This is a genomic window from Rhodococcus sp. G6(2025), from assembly GCF_058628105.1.
This window is the reverse complement of record NZ_CP179750.1, coordinates 2,391,278-2,417,586: the sequence shown is the minus strand read 5'-3', so window position 1 is coordinate 2,417,586 and position 26,309 is coordinate 2,391,278. Positions and strand designations below refer to the sequence as shown.

Below are 26,309 nucleotides of genomic sequence, written 5' to 3'. Positions count from 1 at the left end.
TCATTGAGTGTGCCACGACACCCGGGAAGCAGTTCCGGGCCGACCGACTCGGATCCGCAGGCTACCAAGCGGATCGTCGTGACCGACATCGTCGCGGAACTGTCGTCGGAAGGATTCGACGACGCCCGCGAGATCGGCCGGGGAGGGTTCGGGGTCGTCTACCGCTGCCTTCAGACAGCGCTCGACCGCACGGTCGCGATCAAGGTGCTGTCCTCCGATCTGGACGGCGAGGACCGCGAACGCTTCCTGCGGGAGCAGCGTGCGATGGGAAAATTGTCGGGGCATCCCCACGTGGTCGACATCCTGCAGTCCGGGGTGACGCGCAGCGGCAGGCCGTACATCGTGATGCCGTACCACTCGCGCAATTCGCTGGACGCCTGGATTCGCCGTGAAGGGCCGCTGCCGTGGAGTGAAACGCTGCGCGTCGGTGTGAAGCTGGCGGGCGCTCTGGAGACGGCGCACCGGCTCGGTACCCTGCACCGCGACGTGAAACCCGCCAACATCCTGCTCACCGGATACGGCGAACCGCAGCTCACGGACTTCGGCATCGCGCGGGTCACGGGCGGATTCGAGACCACGTCGAGCATGATCACCGGTTCGCCCGCGTTCACGGCGCCGGAGGTCCTCCGGGGTGACGCACCGTCCGCGGCCTCCGACGTGTACAGCCTGGGCGCCGCCCTGTTCTGCCTGCTCACCGGGCATGCCGCGTTCGAGCGGCGGAGCGGGGAGCGGCTCGTCGCGCAGTTCCTCCGTATCGCGACGCAACCGGTTCCGGACCTGCGGGGCGAGGACATTCCCGACGACGTGTGCGCGGCCGTCGAGCGCGCCATGTCCGAGGAACCGACCGACCGCCCGGCTTCGGCCGCGGAGTTCGGCCAGGAACTCCGCGACATCGAGCGCAGGCACGGGCTCGATGTCGACGAGATGGCGCTCCCCGCCGCGGCCGACGAGTTTCCGCGCACCGAGCACACGTCGACGCCGACCACGCAGTCCTCGACGTCCGGGCACAGTCGCAGCTACCGGCGGCGGTCGGGTGCCACCCCGCCGAGCGCCGCGGCCCGCTTCCGGCCGCCGACCCCGATGCGGTCCCTGGTGGAGCGCACCCGCCTCCTGGATCTGCTCCGAATGGGTCAGAGGAGGCGGTTGACGCTCATCCACGCGCCCGCCGGCTTCGGGAAGAGCACGGTAGCGGCCCAGTGGCGCGACGTGCTGATCGAGGACGGCGCCGCCGTCGCCTGGCTGACGGTGGACAACGACGACAACAACGTCGTGTGGTTCCTGTCCCATCTCGTCGAGGCGATCCGCCGGGCCGAGCCGACCCTGGCGGACGAGCTGGGGCAGGCGCTCGACGAGAACGGCGCCGAAGCGGAACGGTATGTGCTGACCTCGCTGGTGAATCAGGTCCACGACAGCAGGCGTCACGTGGTGGTGATGATCGACGACTGGCATCGCGTCACGTCGCCGGACACGATCGCCGCGATGGACTTCATCCTGGAGAACGGCTGCCACCACCTGCAGATGGTGGTGAGCAGCCGAAGCCAGGCAGGGCTTCCGCTGGCCAAGATGCGGGTGCGTGACGAGCTCGTCGAAATCGATTCCGTGGCTTTGCGCTTCGACATCACCGAGTCACAGCGGTTCCTGGTCGACCTCGGTGGACTGCACCTGGAGGACTCCGACGTGGAGGCACTGGAGGAGACCACGGACGGGTGGGTGGCGGCGCTGCAACTGGCGTCGCTGTCGCTGCGTGATCGCACCGATCCCGGCGACCTCATCCGGCACATGTCGGGCCGGCACCACGCGATCGGAGAGTACCTGGCGGAGAACGTGCTCAGCACGCTCGAGCCTGCGCTGCTCGACTTCATGCTGGCCACGTCCGTCACCGAGCGGGTGTGCGGCGACCTCGCCTGCGTGCTGGCGAACGTGACCCGCGGTCAGGCCCTGCTCGAGCAGGTCGAATCGCGCGACCTGTTCCTGCGCAGCCTCGACGAGGACCGGGAGTGGTTCGAATACCACCATCTGTTCGCCGAGTACCTCCGCCGGCGCCTCGAACGCGATCATCCGTCGCGCATCGCGGACCTGCACCGCGCGGCCGCGCACTGGTTCGCCGACCACCACTACGTCAGCGACGCAGTGGATCACGCGTTGGCGGCGGGCGATCGCGACGTGGCCGTCGCGGTGGTCGAGGAGCAGGGCATGTACCTGGTGGAGCACTCGCGGATGGTTGCGCTGCTCGGCCTCGTCGACAAGTTGCCGCGGCCGCTGGTCGAGTCCAGTCCCCGCATCCAGATCGCGGTCGCGTGGGCGAACATCCTCCTGCAACGGGTGGCGCCGACGCTGCGGTCGCTGTCGTTGGTCGCGTCGGCCCTCGAGTCCTCGACACTGAGTGACACCGAGCAGGCGGACATCCGAGTCGAGGCCGACATCGTCCGCGCCGTGATCGCGGTGTCGTCCGATCGCATCGCCGGAGTCCCCGACCTCATCGCCGAATGCCTGGCCCGCCCGGAAACCTTACGCGCGTGGGTGGTTTCGGCGGGGTCGAATCTCGCATCCGCCGTCGCGATCGCCCAATTCGATTTCGTGGAGGCGCGCCGCCTGCAGGAGTGGGCGACCGGGTACCACCAGCGGACCGTCGGACCGTTCAGCACGATGTACGGGTACAGCTTCGCCGGCATCGCCGCGATGGAACAACTCGACATCGCCGCGGCCGAGGACAACTTCCGGCTGGCCGTGCAGACCGCGACGAAGTCGGCAGGCACCCACTCGCATGCCGCACGACTTGCAGGCGCACTCCTCGGCGAGCTGATGTACGAACTGGGCCATCTCGACGAGGCCGAACGACTCCTCGACGAGAGCTACGAGCTCGGGCCCGAGGGCGGCATAGTCGATTTCATGATCGCCCGCTTCGTCACGGGCGCGCGACTGAAGGCGGGGCGTGGCGACGTCGTGTCCGCTGCCCGCCACCTCGACGAGGGTGCGTCCGCGGCGGCGTCGCTGGGACTTCCCCGGCTGCGGGCCCGGGTCGAGAACGAGCGAGTCCGGCTCGGTCTGCCCGCGTCACCCCAGCCGGCGGCCGGTGACGGGAAGGCGACCCGGGTACCCGATTTCGGTTTCGCCGAGATCGTTGCGCAGCTCGACGACGCCACCGAGATCCGGAAGCAGTCGGCCGTCGAGCCCGACGTCGCGTGTCGCCGCGCCGAGGAATGGGTGCGCCGGGTCGAACGGGAGAGCCGGCCGAGGGCGGCCATGCAGGCCAGTCGCCTGCTCGTCGCATGCCTGGTCGCGGCGGGCCGGGTCGACGAGGCCAAGCCGGTGCTCGCGTCCATCGCAGCGACGTGTGCACGAATCGGCTTCGTGCGCTATCTGATCGACGGCGGGCCGCGCATGGTGCCCGCGCTGACGGCTCTCCTCGAGGACAGGCGGGCCGGCCGCTGGCAGTCCGACTGGCCGAATGTTCCGGAAGAGTTCCTGGTTGCGGCGCTGGAGACGGCGACCCCGATCGAAAGTTAGCCCGCGCTTTCTTGACTAATTCAAGAAACGGTGGTGCAGTGTGACCGTGAACACACACGAGGGCGGGAGGCGACCACCACCACGTCGCACGCCGTGAGTGTGGTTCGATCCGCCACGTCGACTGCCCGTCGGCGAAGCCTCTTGCCCGACAGTCAGTTCCAGAAAACCCAGAGCGACAGCCAGCAACGAAGGGATCCACTGTGAGCCGAGAGACCACTGCGAACACCAGCGACAAGCTCACCACGGCCGTAGGCGCACCCGTGCCCGACAACCAGAACGTCGTGACCGCCGGGCCACGCGGGCCGCAGTTGCTGCAGGACGTCTGGTTCCTCGAGAAGCTCGCACATTTCGACCGCGAGGTCATTCCGGAACGTCGCATGCACGCCAAGGGTTCCGGGGCGTACGGAACGTTCACCGTCACGAACGACATCACCCGGTACACCAGCGCGAAGATCTTCTCCGAGGTCGGCAAGAAGACCGAGCTGTTCGCCCGCTTCTCCACCGTCGCCGGTGAACGCGGCGCCGCCGACGCCGAGCGCGACATCCGCGGCTTCGCGGTCAAGTTCTATACCGAAGAAGGCAACTGGGACCTCGTCGGCAACAACACCCCGGTCTTCTTCTTCCGCGACCCGCTGAAGTTCCCCGACCTCAACCACGCCGTCAAGCGTGACCCTCGCACGAATCTGCGGAGCCCCGACAACAATTGGGACTTCTGGACGTCGCTGCCCGAGTCGCTGCACCAGGTCACCATCGTGATGAGTGACCGCGGCATCCCCTCGTCGTACCGGCACATGCACGGATTCGGTTCGCACACCTTCAGTTTCATCAACGCCGAGGGCGAACGCTTCTGGGTGAAGTTCCACCACCGCGTGCAGCAGGGTGTCGAGAACCTCACCGACGCCGAGGCCGAGGCCCTGGTCGGCGCCGACCGCGAGAGCCACCAGCGGGACCTCTTCGACGCCATCGAGGCCGGCAATTTCCCGAAGTGGAAGCTGTGCGTGCAGATCATGCCCGAGGCCGACGCCGACACGGTCCCCTACCACCCGTTCGACCTGACGAAGGTGTGGCCGAAGGCCGACTACCCGCTCATCGAGGTCGGCGAATGGGAACTCAACCGCAACCCCGACAACTACTTCGCCGAGGTCGAACAGGCAGCGTTCAACCCTGCGCACGTCGTGCCCGGCATCAGCTTCTCCCCGGACAAGATGCTCCAGGGCCGGTTGTTCTCCTACGGTGACGCGCAGCGCTACCGCCTCGGTGTGAACAACTACCAGATCCCGGTCAACGCGGCCCGTTGCCCGGTGAGCAACTTCCACCGCGACGGTGCCATGCGGGTCGACGGCAACAACGGTGGCACCCTGCACTACGAGCCGAACAGCTACGGCAAGTGGCAGGAGCAGAGCCGGTACCGCGATCCCGCGCAGGGCGTGGGCGCGTTCGCCGACCGGTTCAACTTCCGCGAGGACGACGACGATTACTTCTCGCAGCCGCGCGTGTTGTTCAACAACATGAGCGACGAGCAGAAGCAGGTGTTGTTCGAGAACACCGCGCGGGCCATCAACGGCGCGTCGCAGCAGGTCGTGCAGCGGCACATCGACAACTGCACCCAGTGCGACCCGGCCTACGGCGAGGGCGTCGCGAAGGCGATCTCCGCGCTGGGCTGAGAACACCCGGGTCCGCCCGGTCCGGGATCGCCCCGGACCGGGCGGACTCTTCTGCCACGAACAGGGTCCGCCGCGGCATATCGTGGACTTCCGGACTCTTTTCGTGGGAGGACTGATGACCGATCCGTCGCCGCAGGACGGGACCCCCCGTTTCAGCGGTCTGCGTGCCCTGTTCGTCAACTGCACCCTGAAGCGGTCTCCCGAAGTGAGCAACACCCAGGGGCTGATCGACCGCAGTGTCGGCCTGATGGAGCAGGAAGGGGTCTCGGTCGACCAGATCCGGGCGGTGGACCACGACATCGCGACCGGCGTGTACCCGGACATGACCGAGCACGGATGGCCGAGCGACGAATGGCCCCCACTGTTTCAGCGGGTGCTGGACGCCGACATCCTGGTCCTGGCCGGTCCGATCTGGCTCGGCGACAACGGTTCCGTCACGAAGCAGGTGATCGAGCGACTGTACGGTTGCTCGTCGATTCTCAACGACCACGGCCAGTACGCCTACTACGGGCGCGCCGGGGGTTGTCTGATTACCGGCAACGAGGACGGTGTCAAGCATTGCGCGATGAACGTCCTCTACAGCCTCCAGCATCTCGGATACGTGATCCCACCGCAGGCAGACGCCGGATGGATCGGTGAGGCCGGCCCGGGCCCCTCGTATCTCGACGAAGGGTCGGGCGGCCCGGAGAACGATTTCACCAACCGCAACACCACGTTCATGACGTACAACCTGATGCACGTCGCCGCGATGCTGAAGCAGGCCGGCGGGTTCCCCGCGTACGGAAATCAACGTTCGGAGTGGGATGCGGGTTGCCGCCCCGACTTCGCCAACCCGGACTACCGCTGATCCGTCCCATCCGAGAGGGAAATCATGTGCCGATTGTTCGGGTTGTCCGCCGCCCCTCATCGCGTCCGCGCCTCGTTCTGGCTGCTGGACGCCCCGGACAGCCTGGCGCAGCAGAGTCACCGCGAGCCGGACGGCACCGGACTCGGCACGTTCGCGGAGGACGGAACTCCGATGGTGGAGAAGCAACCGCTCGCCGCATACGAGGACACAGAGTTCGCGCAGGAGGCGAAGCATCGGTATTCGGCCACGTTCGTCGCGCACATCCGTTTCGCGACCACGGGTGACCTGCTTCCCCAGAACACCCATCCGTTCGCCCAGGACGGTCGCGTCTTCGCCCACAACGGCGTGGTCGAGGACCTGCCGAAACTCGAGGCGGAACTGGGCCCCGACCTCGCGCTCGTTCACGGCGACACCGACTCCGAACGCGTCTTCGCCCTCGTGACCAGTCACATCGGCAGGAACGGCGGCGACGTCACCGCCGGCATCACCTCGGCCGCCCGATGGCTGGCCGACAACGTGCCGATCTACGCGCTCAACATCCTGCTGACCACACCCGGCGAACTGTGGGCGCTACGGTACCCAGACACCCACGACCTGCTTTTCCTTGAGCGGCGCGCGGGCGGTCCGAGCGGTGGTCGCCACCTCCAGCACGCGAGCACTCCCGGCCGGATCCGTGCCAGGTCCGAGCATCTCGCCGAGCATCCGGCGGTGGTCGTCGCCAGCGAGCAGATGGACGAGGATCCCGGCTGGACGCCGCTGCAGTCGGGCGAACTGCTCCACGTCGACCGCGACCTCACCGTCACCCGGGAGGTGATCGTCGATCGCCCACCCCGTTACCCGATCCGCCTCGCCGACCTCAATGCCCGCGCCGCGGCCGCGCAGACCGAGAAGTAATACCGGCGTCGATCAGAACTCGATCCGCACGTGCTCGCTGACGGGGCGGGCCTGGCACGCGAGGATGTAGCCGCTCGCGATGTCCTCGGGATCGAGGATCGACGCGTTGTCCATGTCCACCTCTCCCTGGACCACCGTGCATGCGCAGGAACCGCATTCGCCCTCGCGGCACGAGAAGGGGACGTCGAGGCCCTTCGACAGCATGACGTCGACCAGTGTCGCCTGGCGCGGCCAGCTCAGGTTGTGCGCTTCGCCGTCGAGTTGCACCTCGACCGTCGACGTTCCCGCTTCCGTGTCCGGCAGTTCCTCGACCACAACCTCTGCAAACGGATCCCCGGACAGGGAGGTGAACACCTCGGCGTGCACCCGGTCGCGCGGGACGCCGGCGAGTGCGAGCGACTCGTGGATCGCGTCCATGAAGGGACGCGGTCCGCACAGGTAGGCGCGGTGATCCCGGAACCGGTCCGACAGATTCGCCAGCTGGCGCGGTGTCGGCAGGCCCTGCACGCTCTCGAGCCAGTGGACTACGGTCAGCCGGTGTTCGTGGCGGGCCGCGAGCTCCCGCAACTCGTCGGCGAAAATGACCGACTTCTCGTCCCGGTTCGCGTACACCAGAACGACTTTCCCGTTGCCTTCGCTGAGCGCCGACTTGAGGATCGACATCACCGGGGTGATTCCGCTGCCCGCGGCGAACAGGATCAGGTCTTCGTCCAGGCTGGCCGGAGTGAACACGCCCGCGGGAGGCAGGACCTCGATGCGGTCGCCGACGCCGACGTTGTCGCACAACCAGTGCGAACCGTACCCGCCTGCGGTGCGTTTGATCGTCACCTTCGGCAGGTCGTCGGTGAACGGCGAACTGGCCAGCGAGTAGCACCGGGCGACGGATCCCGTCCGGTCGCTCGGGATGCGCAACGTCAGGAACTGCCCGGGCTTGTAGGCGAATTCGTGCCGACGCTCGTCGGGGACGTCGAACACCAGCGACCGGGCGTCGGACGTCTCCTCCACGACAGCGGCCACGGTGACCACTACTGATCGCGAACTGCGTGGTGTTTCAACGGTCGTCATCGCGACGGTGCCCTCTCGCTACGGTAATTCGATCCTGCCGAAACTAGTGCACATCGACGGCGGCGGCCGCAGCTCTTCCCGCTGTGCGGGACCCGGATCATCGCCGTCACCCCCAACGGGACTGCCCGCCGTCCAGGGGGATGGTGGCCCCGGTGAGGTACCCGGCGTCGTCGCTCACCAGGAACACGACGGCGCGCCCGATGTCGGTTTCGGCGTCGCCGACGCGTCCGAGCGGGATGCCCGCCACGAACTCCGCCGCCTCGTCCGGGTTCCGCTCCATCCACCGCGCGAGGGCCGGACTCTTGGCGTGCGGGGCCACGGACAGCACCCGGATGCCGTCCCGGCCCCACTCGCACGCCGCCGACCTGGTCAGCGAACGCATCCCCTCCTTGATCGAGCCGTAGGCGCCGTAGTTGCTCGCGTCCCAGCGCACGGCCGCCGACGTGACGAGGTTGACGATCACGCCGCCACCGCGCGACTTCATGTGCGGATGGCACGACTGCATCATGCGCAGCGTCGCGAGTGGTCCCGTCGCGAAGGACCGCTCGTACTCCTCGTCGATCACCGACAGGATCGGTCCCGGTGTGCAGTCGTTGGCGTTGTTGACCAGGATGTCGACGCCGCCGAACACGTCCACGGTCCGCTCGACGGCGGACTCGATGTCCGCGCGCCTGCTGACGTCGCACACCACCGGTTCGCCGCGGGCGCCGAGTTCGGCGAGTCGCTCGCACGTGCCGTGCAGTTTCGATTCGGTCCGGCCGGCGACGGCGATCGCCGCGCCCTCCCGGGCGAGGGCCAGGGCGATTCCCTGCCCGATCCCCTGACCCGCACCCGTGATCAGCGCGACCTTGCCGTCGAGTTTGCCCATGTCCACTCCCGTTCCCCTACTATCGAACCAAGCATTTGCTTGTTCTCGGCTTCGTGCCGATTCACCCGATCTCGTTCGAGCGCCAGTTCTCCTCGCGCTCCCTCACTCCGAAGGTTTCCCGTGACAATCCCCCCTCCTCTCGATTTCAGTGGCCGCACCGTCGTCGTGACCGGCGGAACCAAGGGCATCGGTTTCGTCGTCGCCGAATCGTTTCTTGCCGCGGGTGCGAACGTGCTCGTGTGCGGCCGGACCGCACCGGACACGCTGCCCGCGCGCGGTGAGCGCACCGCCGCGTTCCGCGCGACCGACGTCCGCGACCATGCCGACGCCGCCGCTCTGATCGACGAGGCCGTCGCGCGGTTCGGCCGCCTCGACGTCCTCGTCAACAATGCGGGTGGTTCGCCCGACGCCGACGCGGCCACCGTCTCGCCGCGGTTCGTCGAGAAGATCGTCGCGCTGAATCTGCTGGCGCCCTTCACCGTTGCCCAGGCCGCCAACGCGGTGATGCAACAGCAGTCCGACGGCGGTGCCATCGTCAACATCGGCAGCGTCTCCGCCCACGATCCGCAACCCGGCACCGCCGCGTACAGCGCCGCGAAGGCCGGCCTGCTGGTTCTGACGAAAGCGCTTGCGCTCGAGTGGGCTCCGAAGGTCCGCATCAACCACATCACCACGGGTCTCATCCGCACCGAGAGCGCGGCGTCCGTCTACGGTGACGACGGCGGCGCCGCCGTCACCCGGACCCTGCCGATGGGGCGGATGGCGGTGCCGTCCGACATCGCGGACGCCTGCCTGTTCCTGGCGAGCGCGCAGGCGTCGTACGTGAGCGGCGCGGATCTCGCCGTCCACGGCGGCGGCGAGTATCCCGCGCGGTATCTCGCCACCCACTCCTGACCTCCTCGCCGAATGTCACATCGGTTCAGTTGAACTGCGCCGATGTGACATTCGGCGACGAAAGGACGAACGTGCGGTCAGCCGAATGCGGCGCGAGCGCCGGCGATGAGCGGCCGGTCGTCCCGGACGAGTTCGAACGACGCATCACCCGCATCACCCCACGCCCGCAACGACGGCGCGTCGCCCGGGTAGACCGGTGCGGCGAACCGTCCCTCCAGCCGGACGAGGTCGGCCGGGTGGACGTCCAGCGCCCGCGCGAGTTCCAGCGTGCTCGCGGCGAGGGTGCACAGCCCGTGCATGATCGGCCGGGGCTGCCCGATCCGCTCGGCCGCCGCCGGGTCGATGTGGATGTGGTGCCGGTCGCCGGTCAGCCGGTACAGCGCCGCCTGGTTCGCCGCGGTCTGCAGCACAGTCGTCGAGACCGGTTCCCCCCCCGGGCCGAGCCGGTTTCGCGGGACCGCGATCGCCACCGAAACCGCCGGCACCGGGCGCGAACAACGACCAGGTGGCGACGAAGAACTCGGACTCGACGCGCACCTCGAACACGGCCGCCGAACCCTTGTCCCACACCTCGCCGACCGACGCCGACAACGCGATCTCACCGCGACGCGGAAGCGGCGCGAGCACCGCCAGTTCCTGCGATCCGTGCAGCGCCGTCTTCGTGTCGAAGGCGCCCCGCGACCCCAGTTCGTCCGGCGCCCACTGTGCCAGGGTGAGAGCGAACGTCGGCAGCACCCGCAGACGCTCCTCGAAGACGAGGTCCAGTTCGGTGGCCCGCGCACCCACCGACAGTGCGTACAGGATGGCGTCGCGCTCGTCGTACCTCACGGTGCGGGTGCCGAGGTCGGTCCCTCGCCACGCTCCTGCCGTCGTGCGCTCGGTTGTCGTCATGATCAGTCCTCTCTGCCCAGGATCAGGCCGCTGGTGGGCACGGCGGTGCCCGCGGTCACCAGCACGTTGCCGATGCCGTCCGGTTGGGTGGTCGACGTTCCCCGGATCAGGCGAACCGCCTCGGCGATCCCGTTGACGCCGTGCAGATAGGCCTCGCCGATCTGGCCGCCGTGGGTGTTCGCCGGGAGTCGGCCGCCGACCTCGAGGTTGCCGTCCCGGATGAAGTCCTTCGCCTCGCCCGGGTCGCAGAACCCGAGTTCCTCGAGTTGCGGGAGGACGAGCGGAGTGAAGTGGTCGTAGAGGATCGCCGCCGAGACGTCGTCGGGCGTGAGACCGCTCTGCCGGTAGAGTTGCCTGGCCACGAGGCCCATTTCGGGTATTCCGGTGATGTCGGGCCGGTAGTAACTGGCCATCATGTGCTGGTCCTTGCCCGAGCCCTGCGCGGCGGCCTTGACGATCGCCGGGATGGTGCGGAGGTCCTTCGCGCGTTCGGCGGAGACGACGACGAGGGCCTGGCCGCCGTCGGTTTCCTGGCAGCAGTCCAGCAGGTGCAGCGGTTCGGCGATCCACCGCGACTTCTGGTGGTCGTCGAGGGTGATGGGCCGCCCGTGGAACCAGGCGGCGGGGTTGTCGGCGGCGTGCTTGCGTGCGACGACCGCGACCCGGCCGAAGTCCTCACTCGTGGCGCCGTACCGATGCATGTACCGACGGGCGAACATCGCCACCCACTGGGCGGGCGTCGACAGTCCCTGCGGGGTCAGCCAGGCGTACGCCGCCCGGTCCGCGGTGCTGTCCATCGGGCGGTCGTGCTGCCCGAGTCCGTAACGCACACCGGACCGTTCGTTGAACGCGCGGTAGCAGACGACGACGTCCGCGATGCCCGTGGCGACGGCCATCGCCGCCTGCTGGACCGTGGCGCACGCGGCGCCGCCGCCGTAACCGGTGCGGGAGAAGAACTTCAGCTCACCGATGCCCGTGTTGCGGGCGACGAGCACCTCCCCGTTCATCTCCGCGGTGTACGTGGACAGTCCGTCGACCTCGGACGGGTCGATGCCCGCGTCGGCGAGTGCGGCGACGATCGCCTCGCACGCCAGTTGCAGTTCGCTTCGTCCCGAGTGCTTGGAGAATTCGGTGGCGCCGATGCCGACGATGGCGGCGGCGCCCGACAGGGGGCTGGTCACAGGTCTCCTCGTGCAGGCCAGGCGACGACGACGGTGCCGGTGGCGTGATCACCGAGGCTGTTCGCGCCGCAGATCTTCACGGTGACGAGGCCGTCGTCCTTCGCGACCACCTCTCCGGTCAGGGTCATCGCGTCGCCGGGGTAGTTGGGGGCACCGAGCTTCACCGCGATCCGGCGCAGCGACGGGCCCGGTCCGGCCCAGTCGGTGACGAACCGCCCCACCAGCCCGTTGGTGGTGAGGATGTTCATGAACACGTCCTTCGACCCCCTCTCCACCGCCAGCGCCGGGTCGTGGTGGACGTCCTGGAAGTCGCGGGTGGCGAGGGCGGTGGCGACGATCAGGGTGCGGGTCAGCGGTATCACCAACTCCGGCAGCCGGTCGCCGATCGTGACGGCGTCGTAGGTCGTGGCGCCGACGGTCGCGGTCATGCGACCACCTCGACCCCGGCCGCCAGCTGCGCGCCCAGACGTGCCAGGTCAGAGCCGGCTCCGCCGAGGGTGGCGGCGAGCTGTTTGCCCCACAGCAGGTGCCGGTGCACCGGGTAGTCGGTGTCGACGCCGATTCCGCCGTGCACGTGCTGGGTGCGGTGGACGACCCGCTGCCCGCCGTCGGTCGCCCACCATTTCGCGACCAGCACAGCGGTTCCCGGATCTTCCCCGCTCGCGAGGAGCCACACGGCCTGCCACAGCGTCACCCGCATGGCCTCGAGGTCGATGTAACAGTCCGCGAGCTGATGGGTGACGGCCTGGAACGTCGCAAGCGGGCGGCCGAACTGGGTGCGCCCGTTGAGGTACGTGACGGCCTGACGCACCGCGCCTTCCCCCACGCCCAGTTGCAGGGCAGCGACCGCCAGTTCCGCTCGTTCGATCAGCCACCGCACCGCGCTACCGTCCGCCGGGCCGACCGGTTCCGCGGGCGCCGCGTCGAACGTGACGTTCGCGCAGATCTCGTGCGTGGTCGACTCCGCCTGCTGCGCAGTCACGCCCGCGGCCCCCGGGCGCACCAGGAACAGCGCCGGACCGCTGTGTGTGGTCGCGGAGACGAGGAGGCGTTCGGCCAGGTGCGCCACGGGCACCGCGGCCTTGGCGCCGTGCACCTGCCACCGGCCGTCCACCTCGCGTGCCGTCGTCGCCGGATCGCCCGCGACGTACGGTCCGAACTCCTCGAGCCCGACCGTGAGGATCAGGCCGCCGTCGGCCGCCGCGGGGACCAGCGCGGCGCGTTGGTCCGGCGTCCCGAACTCGGCGATCGCGAGCGCGCCGAGCATGTGTGGCCACAACGGAACCGGCGCCACGGTCCGGCCCTGCTCCTCGAGCAGGACGTACAGTTCGGCGAGTCCCATGCCGCCGCCGCCGAGATTCTCGGGCAGGGCGATGCCGAGCAGCCCGGTGGTGGCCAGTTCGCGCCACAGTTCCCGGTCGATCCGGTCGGCGCTCGATTCGACGTCCTTGATCCGCTCGGGTCGCGACGTGGCAGCGAACACGTCCGCGGCCAGTCCGCGCACCGCTTCCTGCTCCTCGCCGAATGTGAAATCCATCAGTGGTCCTCCGATGCAGCGGGCCGGAACGCGGGAAGTGTGAGTTCCGGGTCGGCGTCGATCCAGTCCAGTTCCACGGGCATTCCGATGTGCACGTGACCGGGTTCGACGCCTGTCATGTTGGCGATCAGGCGGGTGCCTTCCTCGAGTTCGATCACCGCGACGATCAGTGGGTAGTCGAAGGCATCGATCTTCGGGTGGTGATTGACGACGAACGTGTAGACGGTGCCCCGCCCCGACGCGTCGACGGTGTCCCACTCGATGGAGCGGCACTCCCCACACATCGGTCCGGTCGGGTGCCGCAGCACACCGCAGCTCGTGCACCGCTGAATGACGAGGCGGTGCTCGCGTGCGGCCGCGAACCAGAAGGCGTTGTCGTCGTTGAGAGCGGGCCGCGGGCGAAGCGGGCGCGGGGCCGGACGTTCGGCAGGCCGGAATCGGAGTGTCCGCCACCGCTGGGTTCCGACGATCTCGCCGTCGCCGTTGCGGTACGTCTTGAGGGTGGTGACGAAATGTCCGGCACCGAGACCGGTCTGCTTCTCCGCGGAGACGGACTCGACCACCTCGGTCGTGCTCACCCGGTCGCCGGGGCGCAGTTCGGCGAAGTATTCCTGGTCGGAATCGGTGGCGACGACGGACGTGAATCCCGCCTCGTCGAGTGTGGCGATCAGTTCCGTCCAGACCGGTGACGGGTCGGCGCCGGACATCTTGTCGGCGAATGTGCGCATCGTCCACACCTGCAGCATCTGGGCGGGTGCGACGGCGCCGCCGCGGCCGGTGGCGCGCGCGGCGTCGTCGTCGAGGTAGACCGGGCTCGTGTCGCCCATCGCCTCGGCCCAGTGCCGGATCATGGGCGTGTTCACCGGGTCGGGACCCCAGGTGGCCGGGACGATCGTCCGTCCCTCGAAGGCGCGGAGCCGGGTGAGGAGTTCGCTCATTTCACCCTCGTCTCGCGGGCGAGTCCGAGGCCGAGGGTGCCGACCATGTCGCGGAGCACCTCGTTGACGCCGCCGCCGAACGTGTTCACCACGCTTTGACGCGAGATCTGTTCGATCTGGCCGGCGAGGATCGCGCCCGGCGAACCCGGACGCAGCCGTCCGGCGGCACCGAGGATCCCGAGCAGCGTGCGATAGACGTCGACGTGGGTTTCGGTGCCGTACGTCTTGGTGGCGCCGGCGTCGGCCCCCGACAACGCATCCCGCGCGACCGCGGCGGTCATCTTCCAGTTCAGTAGTCGCATCGCCTCGAGCTTCGCGTGCGTGCGCGCGAAGTCCATCTGCACCCACGGAGTGTCGAGTGCCCCGTTCTGCCCGGCCCAGTCGAGGACCTGGTGCCACAGGCCGAGCGTGCGGCCGCCGAGCGCGGCGAGCCCGATGCGTTCGTGATTGAGCTGCGCGGTGATCAGCTGCCACCCGCCGTCGACGTCGCCCACGACGTCCTGATCGCCGACCCTGATCCCGCTGTAGTAGGTCGACGTGACCGTCAGCCCGCCCACGGTGTGGATCGGTGACCAGCTGAAGCCTGGATCGTCGGTGGGAACGATGAGGATCGAGATGCCCTTGTGCTTGGGGGCATCCGCATCGGTGCGGCACGCCAGCCACACGTAGTCGGCCGTGTTGGCGCCACTGGTGAAGATCTTGTTGCCGTCGACCACCCACGTGTCCCCGTCGCGCACGGCCCGGGTCTGCAGCGAGGCGAGGTCGGTGCCGGCTTCCGGTTCGGTGTAGCCGATGGCGAAGACGATGTCGCCGGCCAGGATTCCGGGAAGGAACCGCGCCTTCTGCTCCTCGGTGCCGTACTTCATCAGGGTGGGGCCGACCGTGTTGACGGTGACGAACGGGAACGGCAGTCCGGCGCGTTGCACCTCGTCGAAGAACACGAATTGGTCTTCGATCGACCGTCCCTGTCCGCCGTACTCCACCGGCCAGCCGACACCCAGCCAGCCGTCCTTGCCCAGCAGCCGCGCGATGTCGCGGAAATGCTCTCCGCCCACACCCTCCTCACCCGCGGTCCGCCGCGTCTCCTCCGGCAACAGCGCCGCGAAATAGGCGCGCAACTCCCGCCGGAGTTCCCGCTGCCCGGGCGATTCCCTCACATCCATCGGCGTTCTCCTCAAACCTGTTCGTGGCTGTCGCCACGGGTGTTCTGGACGCTAACCAGCACTCCCACGCCTCGGTGCCGATGTCTCGGTCAGCGGGAGGCGGCTGTCGCCGATGCCGCACGTCCGCTGGAATGGTGGAATGGCCACCGGATTCGCTCTCACCGAACTCACCGCCCGCTATGCGCGGGCCGTCGACCGGCGCGAGGCGGCGACGCTCGCGGCGTTGTTCGACCCCGACGCGACGTTCGTCCTCCCGCCCGCGTTGACGGGCACCGGCGCGGCAACGGAACTCCGCGGCAGCGGCGTGCTCGCGTCCGCCGTCGTGGACGCGGTCTCGCATCTGCAGTCCACCCGGCACGTCGTGCACCAGCAGGTGATCGACGTGGACGGGTCGACGGCGTCGGGCGAGACGTACTGCACGGCACACCACGTCTATGCCGGACGAAACGGATTCCGCGACAACCGGATCGCGTTGCGCTACCACGACCGGTACGTGCTCGGCGACACCGGCTGGCAGTTCTCCCGGCGCGAACTGATCGTCGACTTCAGCGAGGACCTGCCGGTCACCGTGCCGGACTGAGCCCCAACCGCGCCGAGCAGGCGGCCATCTCGTCGATGACCTGGCCGAGGGACTGCGCGTGCCGGGACGCCGACAGCACGAGCCGATTCGCGCCCAGGTCCCGGGACCGGTCGAGTGTGGCCTCGTCCAGCCGCGGCAGCGTGGCACCCAGCACGAGGTCGACGTCGGCGGGATCGCGGCCGGCGTCCGCTGCCGCCGCCCGCATCCGGGAAATCGCCCGGTCCAGGTCGTCGCCGGCCAGGCCGAGCGGCTGGAACCCGTCGCCGAGCCGCCCGGCCCGCCGTGCGGCCGCCGGGCTGTGTCCGCCGATGAAGAGCGGCACTCCCGAATTCCGGTGGGGTTTGGGCCAGCTCTGGGCACCGCGGAAGGAGAAGTGTTCACCCGCGAAGTCGACGGCGCCGGTACCCGACCACAGCGCCCGCATCACCGCGATCGCCTCGTCGGCGACCGCGCCGCGCCGGTCGAAGTCGCCGCCGCAGGCCTCGATCTCCTCGCGCATCCAGCCGAGACCGAGGCAGATGCGGAGACGCCCCGCGGACAGCCGGTCCAGGGTGGCGAGACGCTTCGCCAGCACCACCGGGTGGTGGTTGGGCAGCACCAGCACTCCCGTCGCGAGTCCCAGGGTCGTCGTGGCGCCGGCGACGAACGACAGCAGTTCCAGCGGGTCCGGCAGGCTGCAGTCGTCGGGCAGGTGCGACTTGCCGGTGGGCGAGTACGGATAGGCACTCGCCGTGTCCGCGATAACGACCGAATGCTCGACGGCGGAGATCTCGTCGAATCCGAGTGATTCGGCGGCCCTCGCGAATTCGAGTATCCATTCGGGCTCGCCCGCCCGTCCCAGCTCGACGGGAATCACCACACCCAGTTTCATGTCACCCTCACCGTCACACGTGCAGGAATCGTTGCCGGCCGTGCGTGTGGAACTCCTGCTCCAGCGCGGCCTTCTCACTGTCGGTCATCTCGTGGTACTCGGGAACACCGCGTCCCACCCACCGGAAGACCGGATCGTCGCACCGCCAGCGCTGTTCCTGCAGCGTTCGTTTGAGCACCTTGTTCGATCCCGTCACCGGCAGGTCCGTCGACACCCGGACGAAGCGCGGTGCAGCCTTCGTACCGAGGTCGTCTTGGATGGAAAGGAACGCGGCGAACTCCGCCGGATCGAAATCGGTGGGGTCCGACACCTCGACGGCCGCCATCACCTGATCGCCCGACCGCGGGTCCGGGACGGCGAACACGCCGGTGGCGACCACTTTCGGGTGGCGGCGCAGAATCCGCTCCACCATCAACGCCGAGGTGTTCTCCCCGTCCACCCGGATCCAGTCACCCTTCCGGCCGGCGAAGTAGATGAAGCCGGCCTCGTCGACGTACCCGAGGTCGCCCGTCCAGTACCAGCCGTGCCGGATGCGGTCCGCGATCGCGTCCTCGTTCTTGTAATAGCCCTCGAATCGCGCCGCGCCGGCCTTGTCGACCATCTCGCCGATCGCCTCGTCCGGGTTGAGTACGCGACCGTGCTCGTCGAGCCGCGCCCGGGCCTTTTCCGCGCGGGTGTCGGGGTCGACGATGACGATGTTCTCGTTCGCGGGTCTGCCGAGCGCGCCCTCGGGGGCGTCGGGGTCGAGCGTCACCGAACCGGCGCCTTCGCTCGAGCCGTACCCTTCGTACAGTTCGGCGCCGAACCGGCGGACGAATTCGGTCTTGTCCTCCGGGGACGCCTCGGTCCCGAAACCGCGGACGAGTGTGTTGTCCCGGTCGTCGGGTTGCTCGGGTGTGGCCATCAGGTACGCCAGCGCCTTGCCGACGTAGGTGAAGAATGTGGCGCCGAAGAACCGGACGTCGGGCAGGAATCCGGACGCGGAGAACTTGCGCGGCAGGCAGACGGTGGCGCCGTTGGCGAGTGCGGGCGCCCACAGCGCCATCAGCGCGTTGCCGTGGAACAGCGGCATGCAGCAGTAGTCGACGTCCTCGCGCACGTGCCCGTACTTGACGGTGTTGGCGTACGCCAGCCGGGCGAGCCGGCCCTGAGTGCACCGCACCGCTTTCGACGTGCCGGTGGTGCCGGACGTGAACAGCAGAAGGAACAGCGTCGACGCGTCGATCCCGGGATCCCAGGCCGGACTCTCGACGGTGTGGGACGCGACGCGTTCGGTGTAGGCCGGATCGTCGACCAGCAGAAACCGGTCGTCGGACAGCCCGAGGTCGAGACCGGCGAGCTGCGCCTTCCCCGCGGTGTCCGTGACGATCAGCTGGCAGTCGACGTACCGGATCTCGGCCTCGAGTTCCGCGCCGCGGCGGGTCGGATTGATGCCGACGACGGTGGCACCTGCGAGCGCCGCGCCGCCCAGCCAGAACAGGAACTCGGGGGTGTTCTCCAGCAGGACTCCGATGTGGAACGGTCCGTCGCGCCGCAACGAGGACGCGACGGACCCGCGGGCCGCACTCTCGCGCACCACCTCGTCCCAGGTCCAATCCTGTTCCCTGGTTCGGACTCCCAGCCTGTCGTCACCCAGCCGGTCGAGCAGCATCTCGGCGATCGTGGTGCGTTCCAACTCCATCTCTCCTGTCGACACGGTATGCACGCTCACGGCACGCGGAGCACGCAGTGGGTGCCACCGTAGATCGCCGTCATGCACTTGTTGCAGTGAATGCACAGACCGGGGTTGTGGGTCTCCTCGGTGATCCGGTTGACGAGGTCGGGTTCCCGCAGGAGTGCGCGTGCGACGGCCACGAACTGGAAGCCTTCCGCCATCGCCAGGTCCATGGTCGCCTTGCCGGTGATGCCGCCGAGCAGGACGAGCGGCATCGTCACGGCGGCCCTGATCTGGCGGGCGTCCTCGAGGAGGTAGGCGTCGCGGTAGGGGTATTCCTTCAGGAAGTGCTTGCCGACCAACCGGATTCCCAGTTTCGTCGGCTGCGGCATGACGGCGGCGAACTCACGGAGCGGCGCGTCGCCCTTGAACAGGTACATCGGATTCAGCAGCGAACTGCCCGCGGTGAGCTCGAGCGCGTCCAGCGAACCGTCCCGTTCGAGCCACCGCGCCACCTGGATGGCCTCGTCCACCCAGAAGCCCCCGGGCACACCGTCGTCCATGTTCAGCTTGGCGAGGATCGCGATCCTGTCCCCCACCGCGTCGCGGACGGCGCGGGCGGTCTCGAGCGCGAACCGGGCGCGGTTCGCCAGGGATCCGCCGTACTCGTCCGTGCGCTTGTTGACCTTCGGGCTGAGAAACGAGCTGATCAGGTAGTTGTGGCCGAAATGGATCTCCACGGCGTCGAACCCCGCCTCCACCGCGCGGCGAGCCGCGTGGGCGTGTGCCTCGACGATCCGGGCGATGTCTGCCGTAGAGGCCGGCTTGGAGAAGTTCTGGGTGGTCATCCGGAACGCGCGGGACGGGCCCAACGCCGGGGATCCGATGTACTTCGCGGCCGCGACCGGTCCCGCGTGGCCGATCTGCGCCGACACTGCGGCACCCTCGGCGTGGATGGCGTCGGTCAGCTTTCGCAGACCCGGCATCGTCTCGTCGGTCCATTGGATCTGGCCGGGCGACGTGCGTCCGTCCGCGGCGACCGCGCAGTACGCGACGGTCGTCATGCCCACGCCTCCGGCGGCGGGCTGCCGATGGAATTCGATGAGCTCGTCGGTGACCAGCCCCTTCGGGGTCAGGCCCTCGTACGTCGCTGCCTTGATCACACGATTGCGCAGGGTGATCGGCCCGAGTGTGGCCGGGGCGAGCGGATCGACCTTCACTGTGGGCGGGTCGAGATCTATCGTCATATGAGTTCCTCCAGCTGCGATTCGCTGTCGAACGTAACGGCGCCGGGATGTCGCGGATCGCGGCAGTCTCGCTGAGTGGTAACCACGTCCGGGCGCCCGTCACGGCGTGCCATCTTGTGTCGGTACGAGTGCCCGAGGACGAAAGGTCGCCCCGATGACTGCCCCTACAGATCCACAGTTGCACCTGGATCAGGTGATGTCCCGTCTCACCGGACCCGGTGGCCGGTTCGAACTCGTCGAGCAGCCGGTGCTCGGCACCCGGATGCCGGTGATGAAGAACCGTGGGCGGTCGGTGGGCGAACTCCTCACCACGTCGCTCCGGTGGGGCGACCGCGACTACCTCGTGACCGCCGACCGCCGCATGTCCTACACCGAGCACGCCGCCGCGGTCGCGGCCCTCGCGACGGCGCTGCGCGACGACCACGGCGTCCGGAAGGGTGACCGGGTGGCGATCCTGGCCGCGAACACCCCCGAGTGGGTGGTCGCGTTCTGGGCCACGCAGATGCTCGGCGCCATCAGCGTCGGGTTGAACGGCTGGTGGGTTCCGCGGGAAGTCGAGTACGGACTGACGCACAGTCGCCCCACTGTGGTGGTCGCCGACGCGAAGCGCGCCGAGACGCTCGCCGCGGTCGGCACCGACCTCCCGGTCCTCACGATGGAGGAGGATCTGCCCGCGCTCTTCGCGAAGTACGCAGGGTCCCCGATGCCGCACACCGACGTCGACGAGGACGATCCCGCCGCCATCCTCTACACCAGCGGCACGAGCGGCAGACCCAAGGGAGCGTTGCACTCTCAGCGCAACATTCTGGCCGTCGTCGACTACCACCGGTTCAGCGACGCCGTGGTCGGCGAGTTCAGTGGACGCCCTGTCGATCCGGCGATGCCGAGTCCGCTTCGCTACCTCCTGACGTCTCCCCTGTTCCACATCGCGAGCCTGCACAATCTGGTGGTTCCGCGGCTCGCGACGGGCGGCGCGGTCGTCATGCACCAGGGTGGATTCGACGTGGACGCCGTGCTCCGACTCGTCGAGCGGGAACGGGTCACCAACTGGGGAGCGGTGCCCACGATGGCGTCCCGCCTCGTCGAGCACGACGACCTCGACAAGTACGACCTGTCGTCGCTCACGTCGTTCTCGCTGGCGTCCGCACCCTCGTCGGTGGCGTTCAAGGAACGGCTGCGCGAGAAGGTGCCGTTCGCGCGCAACGCCCTCGTGGACAGTTACGGACTCACCGAGTGCAGTACCGCGATCGCCGTCGCCACCGCCCCCGAACTCGAACAGTTCCCGGGCACTCTGGGCCGTCCGATCATCACGGTGAGCATGGAGATCCGCGACCCGTACGGGGAGTGGCTGCCCGACGGCGTGGAGGGTGAAGTGTGTGTGCGCAGCCCGTTCGTGATGCTCGGCTACTGGGAGGACGAGGCCGCCACCGCTGCAGCGATCGCCCCGGGCCGATGGCTCCGGACCGGCGACTACGGACTCGTCGAGAACGGTCGCCTGCGGCTGACCGGACGTCGCTCGGATCTGATCCTGCGCGGCGGGGAGAACGTGTATCCCACCGAGATCGAGCAGTGCCTCGACGAACACCCCGATGTGCTCGAGTGCGCGGTGATCGGGACGCCCCACGAGGATCTGGGGCAGGAGGTGGCGGCCGTCGTGGTGTTGCGACCGGGGGCCGCGGCCACCGAGGCGGAACTGCGCGAGTACGCCGCAGATCGCCTGTCGTATTTCAAGGTCCCGACCCGCTGGCGGATCACCACGGACCTGTTGCCCCGCAACGCGACCGGCAAGATGGTCCGCCGGGACATCGCCGTCTGACCCCGGCAGCTGAGCGCCGAATGTCACAGTGGTGCAGGCGAACTGCACCACTGTGACATTCGGCGAACACAAACCGCGAACCTCAGCGGATGAGGTTGCCGAGGTCGACGGGAATCTGCGCCCCGGTGATGTATTTCGCCTCGTCGGAACACACCCAGGCGACGACGGCGGCGACGTCCTCCGGCTGGGTGATGCGGTAGGGCAGTGAGTTCTGGTAGATGGAGCCGAGCGTCGACGCGTACCGGGCGATGAGCGGGTGCAGGTCGCGCACCTTCATGCCGGTGTCCACGCCCGCCGGGTGCACCGTGTTGACGCGGATGCGGTACTCACCGAGTTCGTTCGCCATCGTCTTGGCGAGCCCGGTGATGCCGTGCTTGGTGGCGACGTAGTGCCCCGTGAACGGGGTGCCCTTCAACCCGGACACCGAACTGGTGAAGACGACGGCGCCGCCCTCACCCTGTTCGATCAGATACGGAACCGCCGCCTTCGCGGTGTGGAACGTCCCCGTGAGGTTGACGTCGACCGTCTCCTGCCACTGCTCGGCGGTGATCTCCCACGACAACGCCCCTGAACAGATGCCCGCGTTCGCGATCACGACGTCGAGGCGGCCCAACTGCTCGATGCCGTCCGCGAGGGCCCGCGAGAGACCGTCGAAGTCGCGCACGTCCGCGGTGGCGGAGACGATCCGCCGCCCGGTGGACTCGACGAGCCGGACCGTCTCGGCCAGGTCGTCCTGGGTGGCGCCGGGATAGGCGGTGGACGCGAATTCGGTGCAGGCATCGATCGCGATGACGTCGGCGCCCTCGGAGGCGAACCGGACGGCCTCGGCGCGGCCCTGCCCGCGCGCCGCGCCGGTGACGAAGACGACCTTGTTCTCGAAACGGCCGGGTGACGTCATTGTCTGCTCCTGATCGGGGTCATCGTGGGCGGGGCACGGTCTTGTCGACGAACAGTCCCTCGACCGAGACGCACACCTGGCCGTCCGCGGTCCGGATGTCACCGACGGTGGTGATCTTGCGGCCGTCGACCGACATCAGCTTCCCGGTCAGGGTGAGCGGTTCGAACAGCGGCGTCGGGCGGTGGTAGCGGGTGCTCAACTGCGCTGTCATGCCGGCTTTTCCACCCCAGGCGTTGGCGACGCCGAGGACGTGGTCGAGCAGGAGCGCGGACACGCCGCCATGGACGTGCCCGGGCGGCCCCTGGTACGGGATGGTCAGTGTGACGGTGCCCCGGACCGATCCGTCGGACAGCCCCTCGAGGACCACGGGCGGTGCAAGCGCGTTCTCGGGTCCGGTGACGGGATCGTGCCGGGTGACGCCCTCCCCGTTCCACATGTCGATCAGCCGATCGGCGACGGCGGGCGCGTGTTCCTCGAGGTGCCCGGCGATGCTGTGCAGCTCTTCCGCGACGCGGTCGAGGTTGGCGTTGCCGCGATCGGTCCGCAGCAGCGCGTCGACCACGCGCCGGGCGGCCTCGGTCGCCCGGTCGACGGCGGAACCGTCGGGCGGTGACGTCAGCACCGTTCCCGACGGGCTGTTCTCGAACGTGGGGTGCGTACCGACGCTCACCCGCTCACCTCCATCGTCGCCTGGGTCAGCACCAGTTGCCCGTCACGGTCGGGGCACGTCGCGCGCAGGGTCAGCCGGTCGCCGTCGTGCCAGACCGCGGTCTCGACGGTCTCGCCCGGGTACAGCGAGCCCGCGAACCGCACCGCGTAGTGGCGCAGTCGCGTGGGATCGCCGTCCAGCATCCCGTCGACGACGGCCTTGCACACCACACCGTACGACGCGAGCCCGTGCAGGATCGGCCTTTCGAACCCGGCCGCGGCCGCGAATTCGGGGTCTGCGTGCAGCGGGTTGAGGTCGCCGCTGAGCCGGTAGAGCAGGGCCTGCGCCGTCCCGGTGCGCGACTCCAGCACCTTGTCGGGTTCGCGGGCCGGCACCGTGGCCACCGACTCGGGTCCCGGGGAGCCACCGAACCCGCCCTCATCGCGGGCCCAGATCTGCATCCCCGTGGTCCACAACGGGTTCCCTCCCGAGTCGGTGGCCGTCTGTTCGAGCACGATGACGGCGGCCTTGCCCTTGTCCCACACGTCCGCCACCCGCGAGGACACCCGGGCCCCACCCGACGGAGGAATGGGCGCGTGCACGGTGAGCGACTGTCCGCCGTGCAGGATCTTGCGGAGGTCGATGTCGATACCGGGCAGGCTCAGCCCGGCCGCCGGTGCGTCGCCGGCCGAGATTCCCTGCCCCGCGACGAGCGCGAACGTCGGCAGCACCAGCAAGTCCTTCTCGTACACCCAGCGCAGTTCCGCGGGGTCCTGGGCGTTCCCGCCGGCGCCGAGTCCGAGGTGGTAGAGCATCACGTCGCGCTCGGTCCACGCCACGTCACGCACGGCCGGTTCCGCGGTCAGCGCGGCCTTCACGTCGATCGCCATGTCAGGTCACGCTCCCTTTCCGGGCGCGGGATCACGCGGCAGACCCAGCAGTCGTTCGCCGATGATGTTGAGCTGGACGTTGGTGGTGCCGCCCGCGATCGACATGCACTGCGAGTTCAGGAACATCTGCGTAGCGGAGGTGCGGGGCCGGTCGCCGAGCAGGGCGCGCGGTCCGGCCCAGTCCATCGCCACCTCCCACACCTGCTGGATGTGTTCGACGCCGAGCAGTTTCGCGACCGACGACTCGGCGCCCGGTTGCCCGCCCGCGATCGAGCGCAGGGTGGTGCGCAGCCCCATCAGGCCGCCGGACTGTGCGTCGCAGAGGACCTTGCCGAGCACGGTCAGCTGCTCGTCGTCGATGCCGCCGGGCAGTTCGCCGGCCAGGGTCAGCAGAGCCTCGCCGCCAGAGCCCAGCGAGGAGTCGTGCGACAGCGATACCCGTTCGTTGGCGAGGGTCGTGCGGGCGAGCTTCCAGCCGTCGCCCGGTTCGCCCACGAGGAGTTCGTCCGGGACGAACACGTCGTCGAGGAACACCTCGTTGAACAGTGCCTCGCCGGTGATCTCGCGCAGCGGCCGGATGTCGAGGCCGTCGCTGCCCCTCATGTCGATCAGGAAGTACGACACCCCCTTGTGTTTGGGCACCGAGGCATCTGTGCGGGCGAGGCAGATACCCCAGTCCGCGTCCCGGGCCATCGACGTCCACACCTTCTGCCCCCGCAGCACCCAGCCGCCGTCCACCTTGGTGGCCCGGGTGGTCAGGCCGGCGAGGTCCGATCCGGCGCCGGGTTCGGAGAACAGCTGGCACCAGACGAGGTCGCCGCGCAGCGACGGGGGCACGAAGCGCCGCAACTGTTCGTCGCTGCCGTGCGCGATGAGCGTGGGCACCACCCAGTTGCCGATGATCATGTCGTGGGGCTTCAGCGCGGCCGCGCGCAGTTCCTCCGCGATCACGAGTTGTTCCACGGCGCCCGCTCCCCTGCCCCACGGCGCGGGGAGGTGCGGTGCGGTGTAGCCCTTCTCGGCCAGGTACGTCCTGCGCTCCGGCTCGTCCAATGCGGCCGCGTCCGTGAGTTCTGCGAGCACGCCGGCGCGGATGCTATCGGCGTCCGGAGGCAGGTCGATGCCGAGCACCCGGCGGGCCCCGCCCAGGGTCGCGCGGGCCACGCGCCGCCGCCACGATGCGGTGGACCCGAGCAGGATCCGCAGCGACTGCGCCCGGCGCAGGTACAGGTGGGCGTCGTGTTCCCAGGTGTAGCCGATTCCCCCGAGCACCTGGATGCAGTCCTTGGTGACGGCGAACGCCGCGTCGGGTGCGGTGGCTCCGGCGACCGCGGCCGCGAGTGACGCCTCCGCCGCACTGCAGCGCGGCGCAGCCGTCGCGGCCCTGGCACTGCTTCCGGGATTCATCGCACGGGCCGCGTCCCACGCACAGACGCGGGCCTGTTCGGCGAGGCAGAGCATACGGGCGACCCGGTGTTTCACCCCCTGGAACTGGCCGATGGGGCGGCCGAACTGGTGGCGCACCTTGGCGTAGTCGGCGGCGGTGGTGACCGCCCAGTCGGCGACACCCGAGGCCTCGGCGGCGAACAAGGTGGCCGCCAGATCGAGAACGCGCTGCGAATCGATCTGCAGGACATCGGCTTCGGCGATCTCGAGGGCGTTCACCGAAGCGGTCGCGTTGCGGCGCACCACATCGTGGCTGGGCAGGTCGGTCACGTCGAGCCGGCCGCGGGCGAGCGCCACGAACGCGGTCTCGTCGCCGTCTCTCGCCGCGAGCAGGAACAGGTCGCCCACCTGCCCGCCGAGGACGTACCCGGACTCACCGTCCAGCGTCACCACTCCGCCGTCCCGGACGAGACGCAGCGAACCCGGCTGCAGGGCCACCGCGCCGAGGGTCGAACCGTCGGCCAGCCCGGAGAGCTCACCCGTACGCCCGGACTCGTGCAGGACGGCGCCGAGCAGCACGGTCGGGAGGAAGGGACCGGGTAGCAGGACCCGGCCGAGTTCCTCGGCGACCACTGCCAGTTCCACCAGCCCGCACCCCGCCCCGCCCACGTCCTCGGGCAGGTGGAGTCCCAGTACGCCCAGGTCTGCCAACGACTTCCAGAACAGCGGTCGTTGCTCGGTCTTGGCCTCGACGGCCTCCCGGAGCACGGCCGGGGTCACGGTCCGCGTGGCCCAGCCCCGCACCGAGTCGCGCAGGTCGCGCTCTTCTTCGGTCAATCCCATTGTCATGTCGGCCTCGTCGATCGTTC

General features: G+C 69.0%; 21 protein-coding genes and 1 pseudogene. 7 read left to right on the top strand and 15 right to left on the bottom strand.

Annotated features, from left to right (window positions below; all coding sequences use genetic code 11):
* Positions 1-9 precede the first annotated feature (9 nt).
* From ACLIVD_RS10925 to ACLIVD_RS10910, 4 genes are all read left to right on the top strand, one after another.
* The gene (locus ACLIVD_RS10925) at positions 10-3,507 is read left to right on the top strand and encodes a serine/threonine-protein kinase (RefSeq protein ID WP_283331596.1); all 3,498 of its coding nucleotides are present in this window, start codon (positions 10-12) and stop codon (positions 3,505-3,507) included.
* 200 nt (positions 3,508-3,707) lie between these two features.
* A complete protein-coding gene (locus ACLIVD_RS10920; RefSeq protein ID WP_283331363.1) occupies positions 3,708-5,171 on the top strand; it encodes a catalase in 1,464 nt (487 codons plus the stop codon).
* Between the two features lie 115 nt (positions 5,172-5,286).
* Positions 5,287-6,018, top strand: a complete 732-nt coding sequence (locus ACLIVD_RS10915) for a flavodoxin family protein (protein WP_283331364.1) — start codon at positions 5,287-5,289, stop codon at positions 6,016-6,018.
* Between the two features lie 24 nt (positions 6,019-6,042).
* Positions 6,043-6,912 (top strand): class II glutamine amidotransferase, encoded by an 870-nt coding sequence (locus ACLIVD_RS10910; RefSeq protein WP_280781519.1) that lies wholly within the window; start codon positions 6,043-6,045, stop codon positions 6,910-6,912.
* A 12-nt stretch (positions 6,913-6,924) separates the two neighbouring features.
* Here the strand turns inward: ACLIVD_RS10910 and ACLIVD_RS10905 are convergent, their stop codons facing one another.
* Positions 6,925-7,977, bottom strand: coding sequence for a ferredoxin--NADP reductase (locus ACLIVD_RS10905; RefSeq protein WP_283331365.1), 1,053 nt, complete (start codon positions 7,975-7,977; stop codon positions 6,925-6,927).
* A 106-nt stretch (positions 7,978-8,083) separates the two neighbouring features.
* Positions 8,084-8,845: an SDR family NAD(P)-dependent oxidoreductase gene (locus ACLIVD_RS10900; RefSeq protein WP_283331366.1), complete on the bottom strand. Its 762-nt coding sequence runs from the start codon at positions 8,843-8,845 to the stop codon at positions 8,084-8,086.
* A gap of 120 nt (positions 8,846-8,965) precedes the next feature.
* Between ACLIVD_RS10900 and ACLIVD_RS10895 the strand changes: the two genes are divergently transcribed.
* Positions 8,966-9,739, top strand: coding sequence for an SDR family oxidoreductase (locus ACLIVD_RS10895; protein WP_283331368.1), 774 nt, complete (start codon positions 8,966-8,968; stop codon positions 9,737-9,739).
* Positions 9,740-9,816: 77 nt separating this feature from the next.
* Here the strand turns inward: ACLIVD_RS10895 and ACLIVD_RS10890 are convergent.
* The 6 genes and pseudogenes from ACLIVD_RS10890 to ACLIVD_RS10865 all read right to left on the bottom strand — a co-directional run bounded on the left by ACLIVD_RS10890 (position 9,817) and on the right by ACLIVD_RS10865 (position 15,449).
* Positions 9,817-10,630 (bottom strand): annotated as a pseudogene (locus ACLIVD_RS10890) (MaoC/PaaZ C-terminal domain-containing protein).
* Between the two features lie 2 nt (positions 10,631-10,632).
* Positions 10,633-11,811 (bottom strand): lipid-transfer protein, encoded by a 1,179-nt coding sequence (locus ACLIVD_RS10885; protein ID WP_283331370.1) that lies wholly within the window; start codon positions 11,809-11,811, stop codon positions 10,633-10,635.
* A complete protein-coding gene (locus tag ACLIVD_RS10880) occupies positions 11,808-12,239 on the bottom strand; it encodes a MaoC family dehydratase (RefSeq protein WP_491932469.1) in 432 nt (143 codons plus the stop codon). The genes ACLIVD_RS10885 and ACLIVD_RS10880 overlap by 4 nt, the downstream gene beginning before the upstream one ends.
* Complete coding sequence (locus tag ACLIVD_RS10875) at positions 12,236-13,348, bottom strand: acyl-CoA dehydrogenase family protein (protein ID WP_283331372.1); 1,113 nt, start codon at positions 13,346-13,348, stop codon at positions 12,236-12,238. The genes ACLIVD_RS10880 and ACLIVD_RS10875 overlap by 4 nt, the downstream gene beginning before the upstream one ends.
* On the bottom strand, positions 13,348-14,286 hold the full coding sequence (locus ACLIVD_RS10870; RefSeq protein ID WP_283331373.1) for a bifunctional MaoC family dehydratase N-terminal/OB-fold nucleic acid binding domain-containing protein: 939 nt from the start codon (positions 14,284-14,286) through the stop codon (positions 13,348-13,350). The genes ACLIVD_RS10875 and ACLIVD_RS10870 overlap by 1 nt, the downstream gene beginning before the upstream one ends.
* A complete protein-coding gene (locus ACLIVD_RS10865; RefSeq protein WP_283331374.1) occupies positions 14,283-15,449 on the bottom strand; it encodes an acyl-CoA dehydrogenase family protein in 1,167 nt (388 codons plus the stop codon). The genes ACLIVD_RS10870 and ACLIVD_RS10865 overlap by 4 nt, the downstream gene beginning before the upstream one ends.
* Before the next feature lie 139 nt (positions 15,450-15,588).
* On the opposite strand from ACLIVD_RS10865, the gene ACLIVD_RS10860 reads away from it, so the two are divergent.
* Complete coding sequence (locus ACLIVD_RS10860) at positions 15,589-16,029, top strand: nuclear transport factor 2 family protein (protein WP_283331375.1); 441 nt, start codon at positions 15,589-15,591, stop codon at positions 16,027-16,029.
* Here the strand turns inward: ACLIVD_RS10860 and ACLIVD_RS10855 are convergent.
* Genes ACLIVD_RS10855 through ACLIVD_RS10845 form a run of 3 tightly spaced genes read right to left on the bottom strand, consistent with a single transcriptional unit; the run spans position 16,013 to position 19,801 of the window.
* Positions 16,013-16,900, bottom strand: coding sequence for an LLM class F420-dependent oxidoreductase (locus ACLIVD_RS10855; protein WP_491932468.1), 888 nt, complete (start codon positions 16,898-16,900; stop codon positions 16,013-16,015). The genes ACLIVD_RS10860 and ACLIVD_RS10855 overlap by 17 nt on opposite strands.
* Positions 16,901-16,913: 13 nt before the next feature.
* A complete protein-coding gene (gene casI / locus ACLIVD_RS10850; RefSeq protein WP_491932870.1) occupies positions 16,914-18,581 on the bottom strand; it encodes a steroid-22-oyl-CoA synthetase in 1,668 nt (555 codons plus the stop codon).
* Positions 18,582-18,607: 26 nt separating this feature from the next.
* On the bottom strand, positions 18,608-19,801 hold the full coding sequence (locus ACLIVD_RS10845) for an NADH:flavin oxidoreductase (protein WP_491932467.1): 1,194 nt from the start codon (positions 19,799-19,801) through the stop codon (positions 18,608-18,610).
* 154 nt (positions 19,802-19,955) lie between these two features.
* Here ACLIVD_RS10845 and casG point away from each other — a divergent pair, with 154 nt between their 5' ends.
* Complete coding sequence (gene casG / locus ACLIVD_RS10840; RefSeq protein WP_491932466.1) at positions 19,956-21,617, top strand: steroid-24-oyl-CoA synthetase; 1,662 nt, start codon at positions 19,956-19,958, stop codon at positions 21,615-21,617.
* 82 nt (positions 21,618-21,699) lie between these two features.
* Here casG and ACLIVD_RS10835 read toward each other — a convergent pair whose 3' ends face one another.
* The 4 genes from ACLIVD_RS10835 to ACLIVD_RS10820 are packed head-to-tail and all read right to left on the bottom strand — an operon-like array spanning position 21,700 to position 26,289.
* Positions 21,700-22,515, bottom strand: coding sequence for a mycofactocin-coupled SDR family oxidoreductase (locus ACLIVD_RS10835; protein WP_491932465.1), 816 nt, complete (start codon positions 22,513-22,515; stop codon positions 21,700-21,702).
* 19 nt (positions 22,516-22,534) lie between these two features.
* Entirely contained in the window at positions 22,535-23,185 is a 651-nt protein-coding gene (locus ACLIVD_RS10830; protein WP_491932464.1) for a PaaI family thioesterase, read from the bottom strand.
* Positions 23,182-24,054 carry a MaoC/PaaZ C-terminal domain-containing protein gene (locus ACLIVD_RS10825; RefSeq protein ID WP_491932463.1) on the bottom strand — a complete coding sequence of 291 codons (873 nt, stop codon included), beginning with the start codon at positions 24,052-24,054 and terminating at the stop codon, positions 23,182-23,184. Before ACLIVD_RS10825 ends, ACLIVD_RS10830 begins: the two co-directional genes overlap by 4 nt.
* A 6-nt stretch (positions 24,055-24,060) precedes the next feature.
* A complete protein-coding gene (locus ACLIVD_RS10820; RefSeq protein WP_491932462.1) occupies positions 24,061-26,289 on the bottom strand; it encodes an acyl-CoA dehydrogenase family protein in 2,229 nt (742 codons plus the stop codon).
* Between the last annotated feature and the right edge of the window lie 20 nt (positions 26,290-26,309).

Coding starts and splice junctions, on each gene's coding strand:
- ACLIVD_RS10915 (WP_283331364.1), top strand. CDS start 5,287: ATGACCGATCCGTCGCCGCAGGACGGGACCCCCCGTTTCAGCGGTCTG.
- ACLIVD_RS10910 (WP_280781519.1), top strand. CDS start 6,043: ATGTGCCGATTGTTCGGGTTGTCCGCCGCCCCTCATCGCGTCCGCGCC.
- ACLIVD_RS10905 (WP_283331365.1), bottom strand. CDS start 7,977: ATGACGACCGTTGAAACACCACGCAGTTCGCGATCAGTAGTGGTCACC.
- ACLIVD_RS10900 (WP_283331366.1), bottom strand. CDS start 8,845: ATGGGCAAACTCGACGGCAAGGTCGCGCTGATCACGGGTGCGGGTCAG.
- ACLIVD_RS10880 (WP_491932469.1), bottom strand. CDS start 12,239: ATGACCGCGACCGTCGGCGCCACGACCTACGACGCCGTCACGATCGGC.
- ACLIVD_RS10875 (WP_283331372.1), bottom strand. CDS start 13,348: ATGGATTTCACATTCGGCGAGGAGCAGGAAGCGGTGCGCGGACTGGCC.
- ACLIVD_RS10870 (WP_283331373.1), bottom strand. CDS start 14,286: ATGAGCGAACTCCTCACCCGGCTCCGCGCCTTCGAGGGACGGACGATC.
- ACLIVD_RS10865 (WP_283331374.1), bottom strand. CDS start 15,449: ATGGATGTGAGGGAATCGCCCGGGCAGCGGGAACTCCGGCGGGAGTTG.
- ACLIVD_RS10860 (WP_283331375.1), top strand. CDS start 15,589: ATGGCCACCGGATTCGCTCTCACCGAACTCACCGCCCGCTATGCGCGG.
- ACLIVD_RS10855 (WP_491932468.1), bottom strand. CDS start 16,900: ATGAAACTGGGTGTGGTGATTCCCGTCGAGCTGGGACGGGCGGGCGAG.
- casI (WP_491932870.1), bottom strand. CDS start 18,581: ATGGAGTTGGAACGCACCACGATCGCCGAGATGCTGCTCGACCGGCTG.
- ACLIVD_RS10845 (WP_491932467.1), bottom strand. CDS start 19,801: ATGACGATAGATCTCGACCCGCCCACAGTGAAGGTCGATCCGCTCGCC.
- casG (WP_491932466.1), top strand. CDS start 19,956: ATGACTGCCCCTACAGATCCACAGTTGCACCTGGATCAGGTGATGTCC.
- ACLIVD_RS10835 (WP_491932465.1), bottom strand. CDS start 22,515: ATGACGTCACCCGGCCGTTTCGAGAACAAGGTCGTCTTCGTCACCGGC.
- ACLIVD_RS10825 (WP_491932463.1), bottom strand. CDS start 24,054: ATGGCGATCGACGTGAAGGCCGCGCTGACCGCGGAACCGGCCGTGCGT.
- ACLIVD_RS10820 (WP_491932462.1), bottom strand. CDS start 26,289: ATGACAATGGGATTGACCGAAGAAGAGCGCGACCTGCGCGACTCGGTG.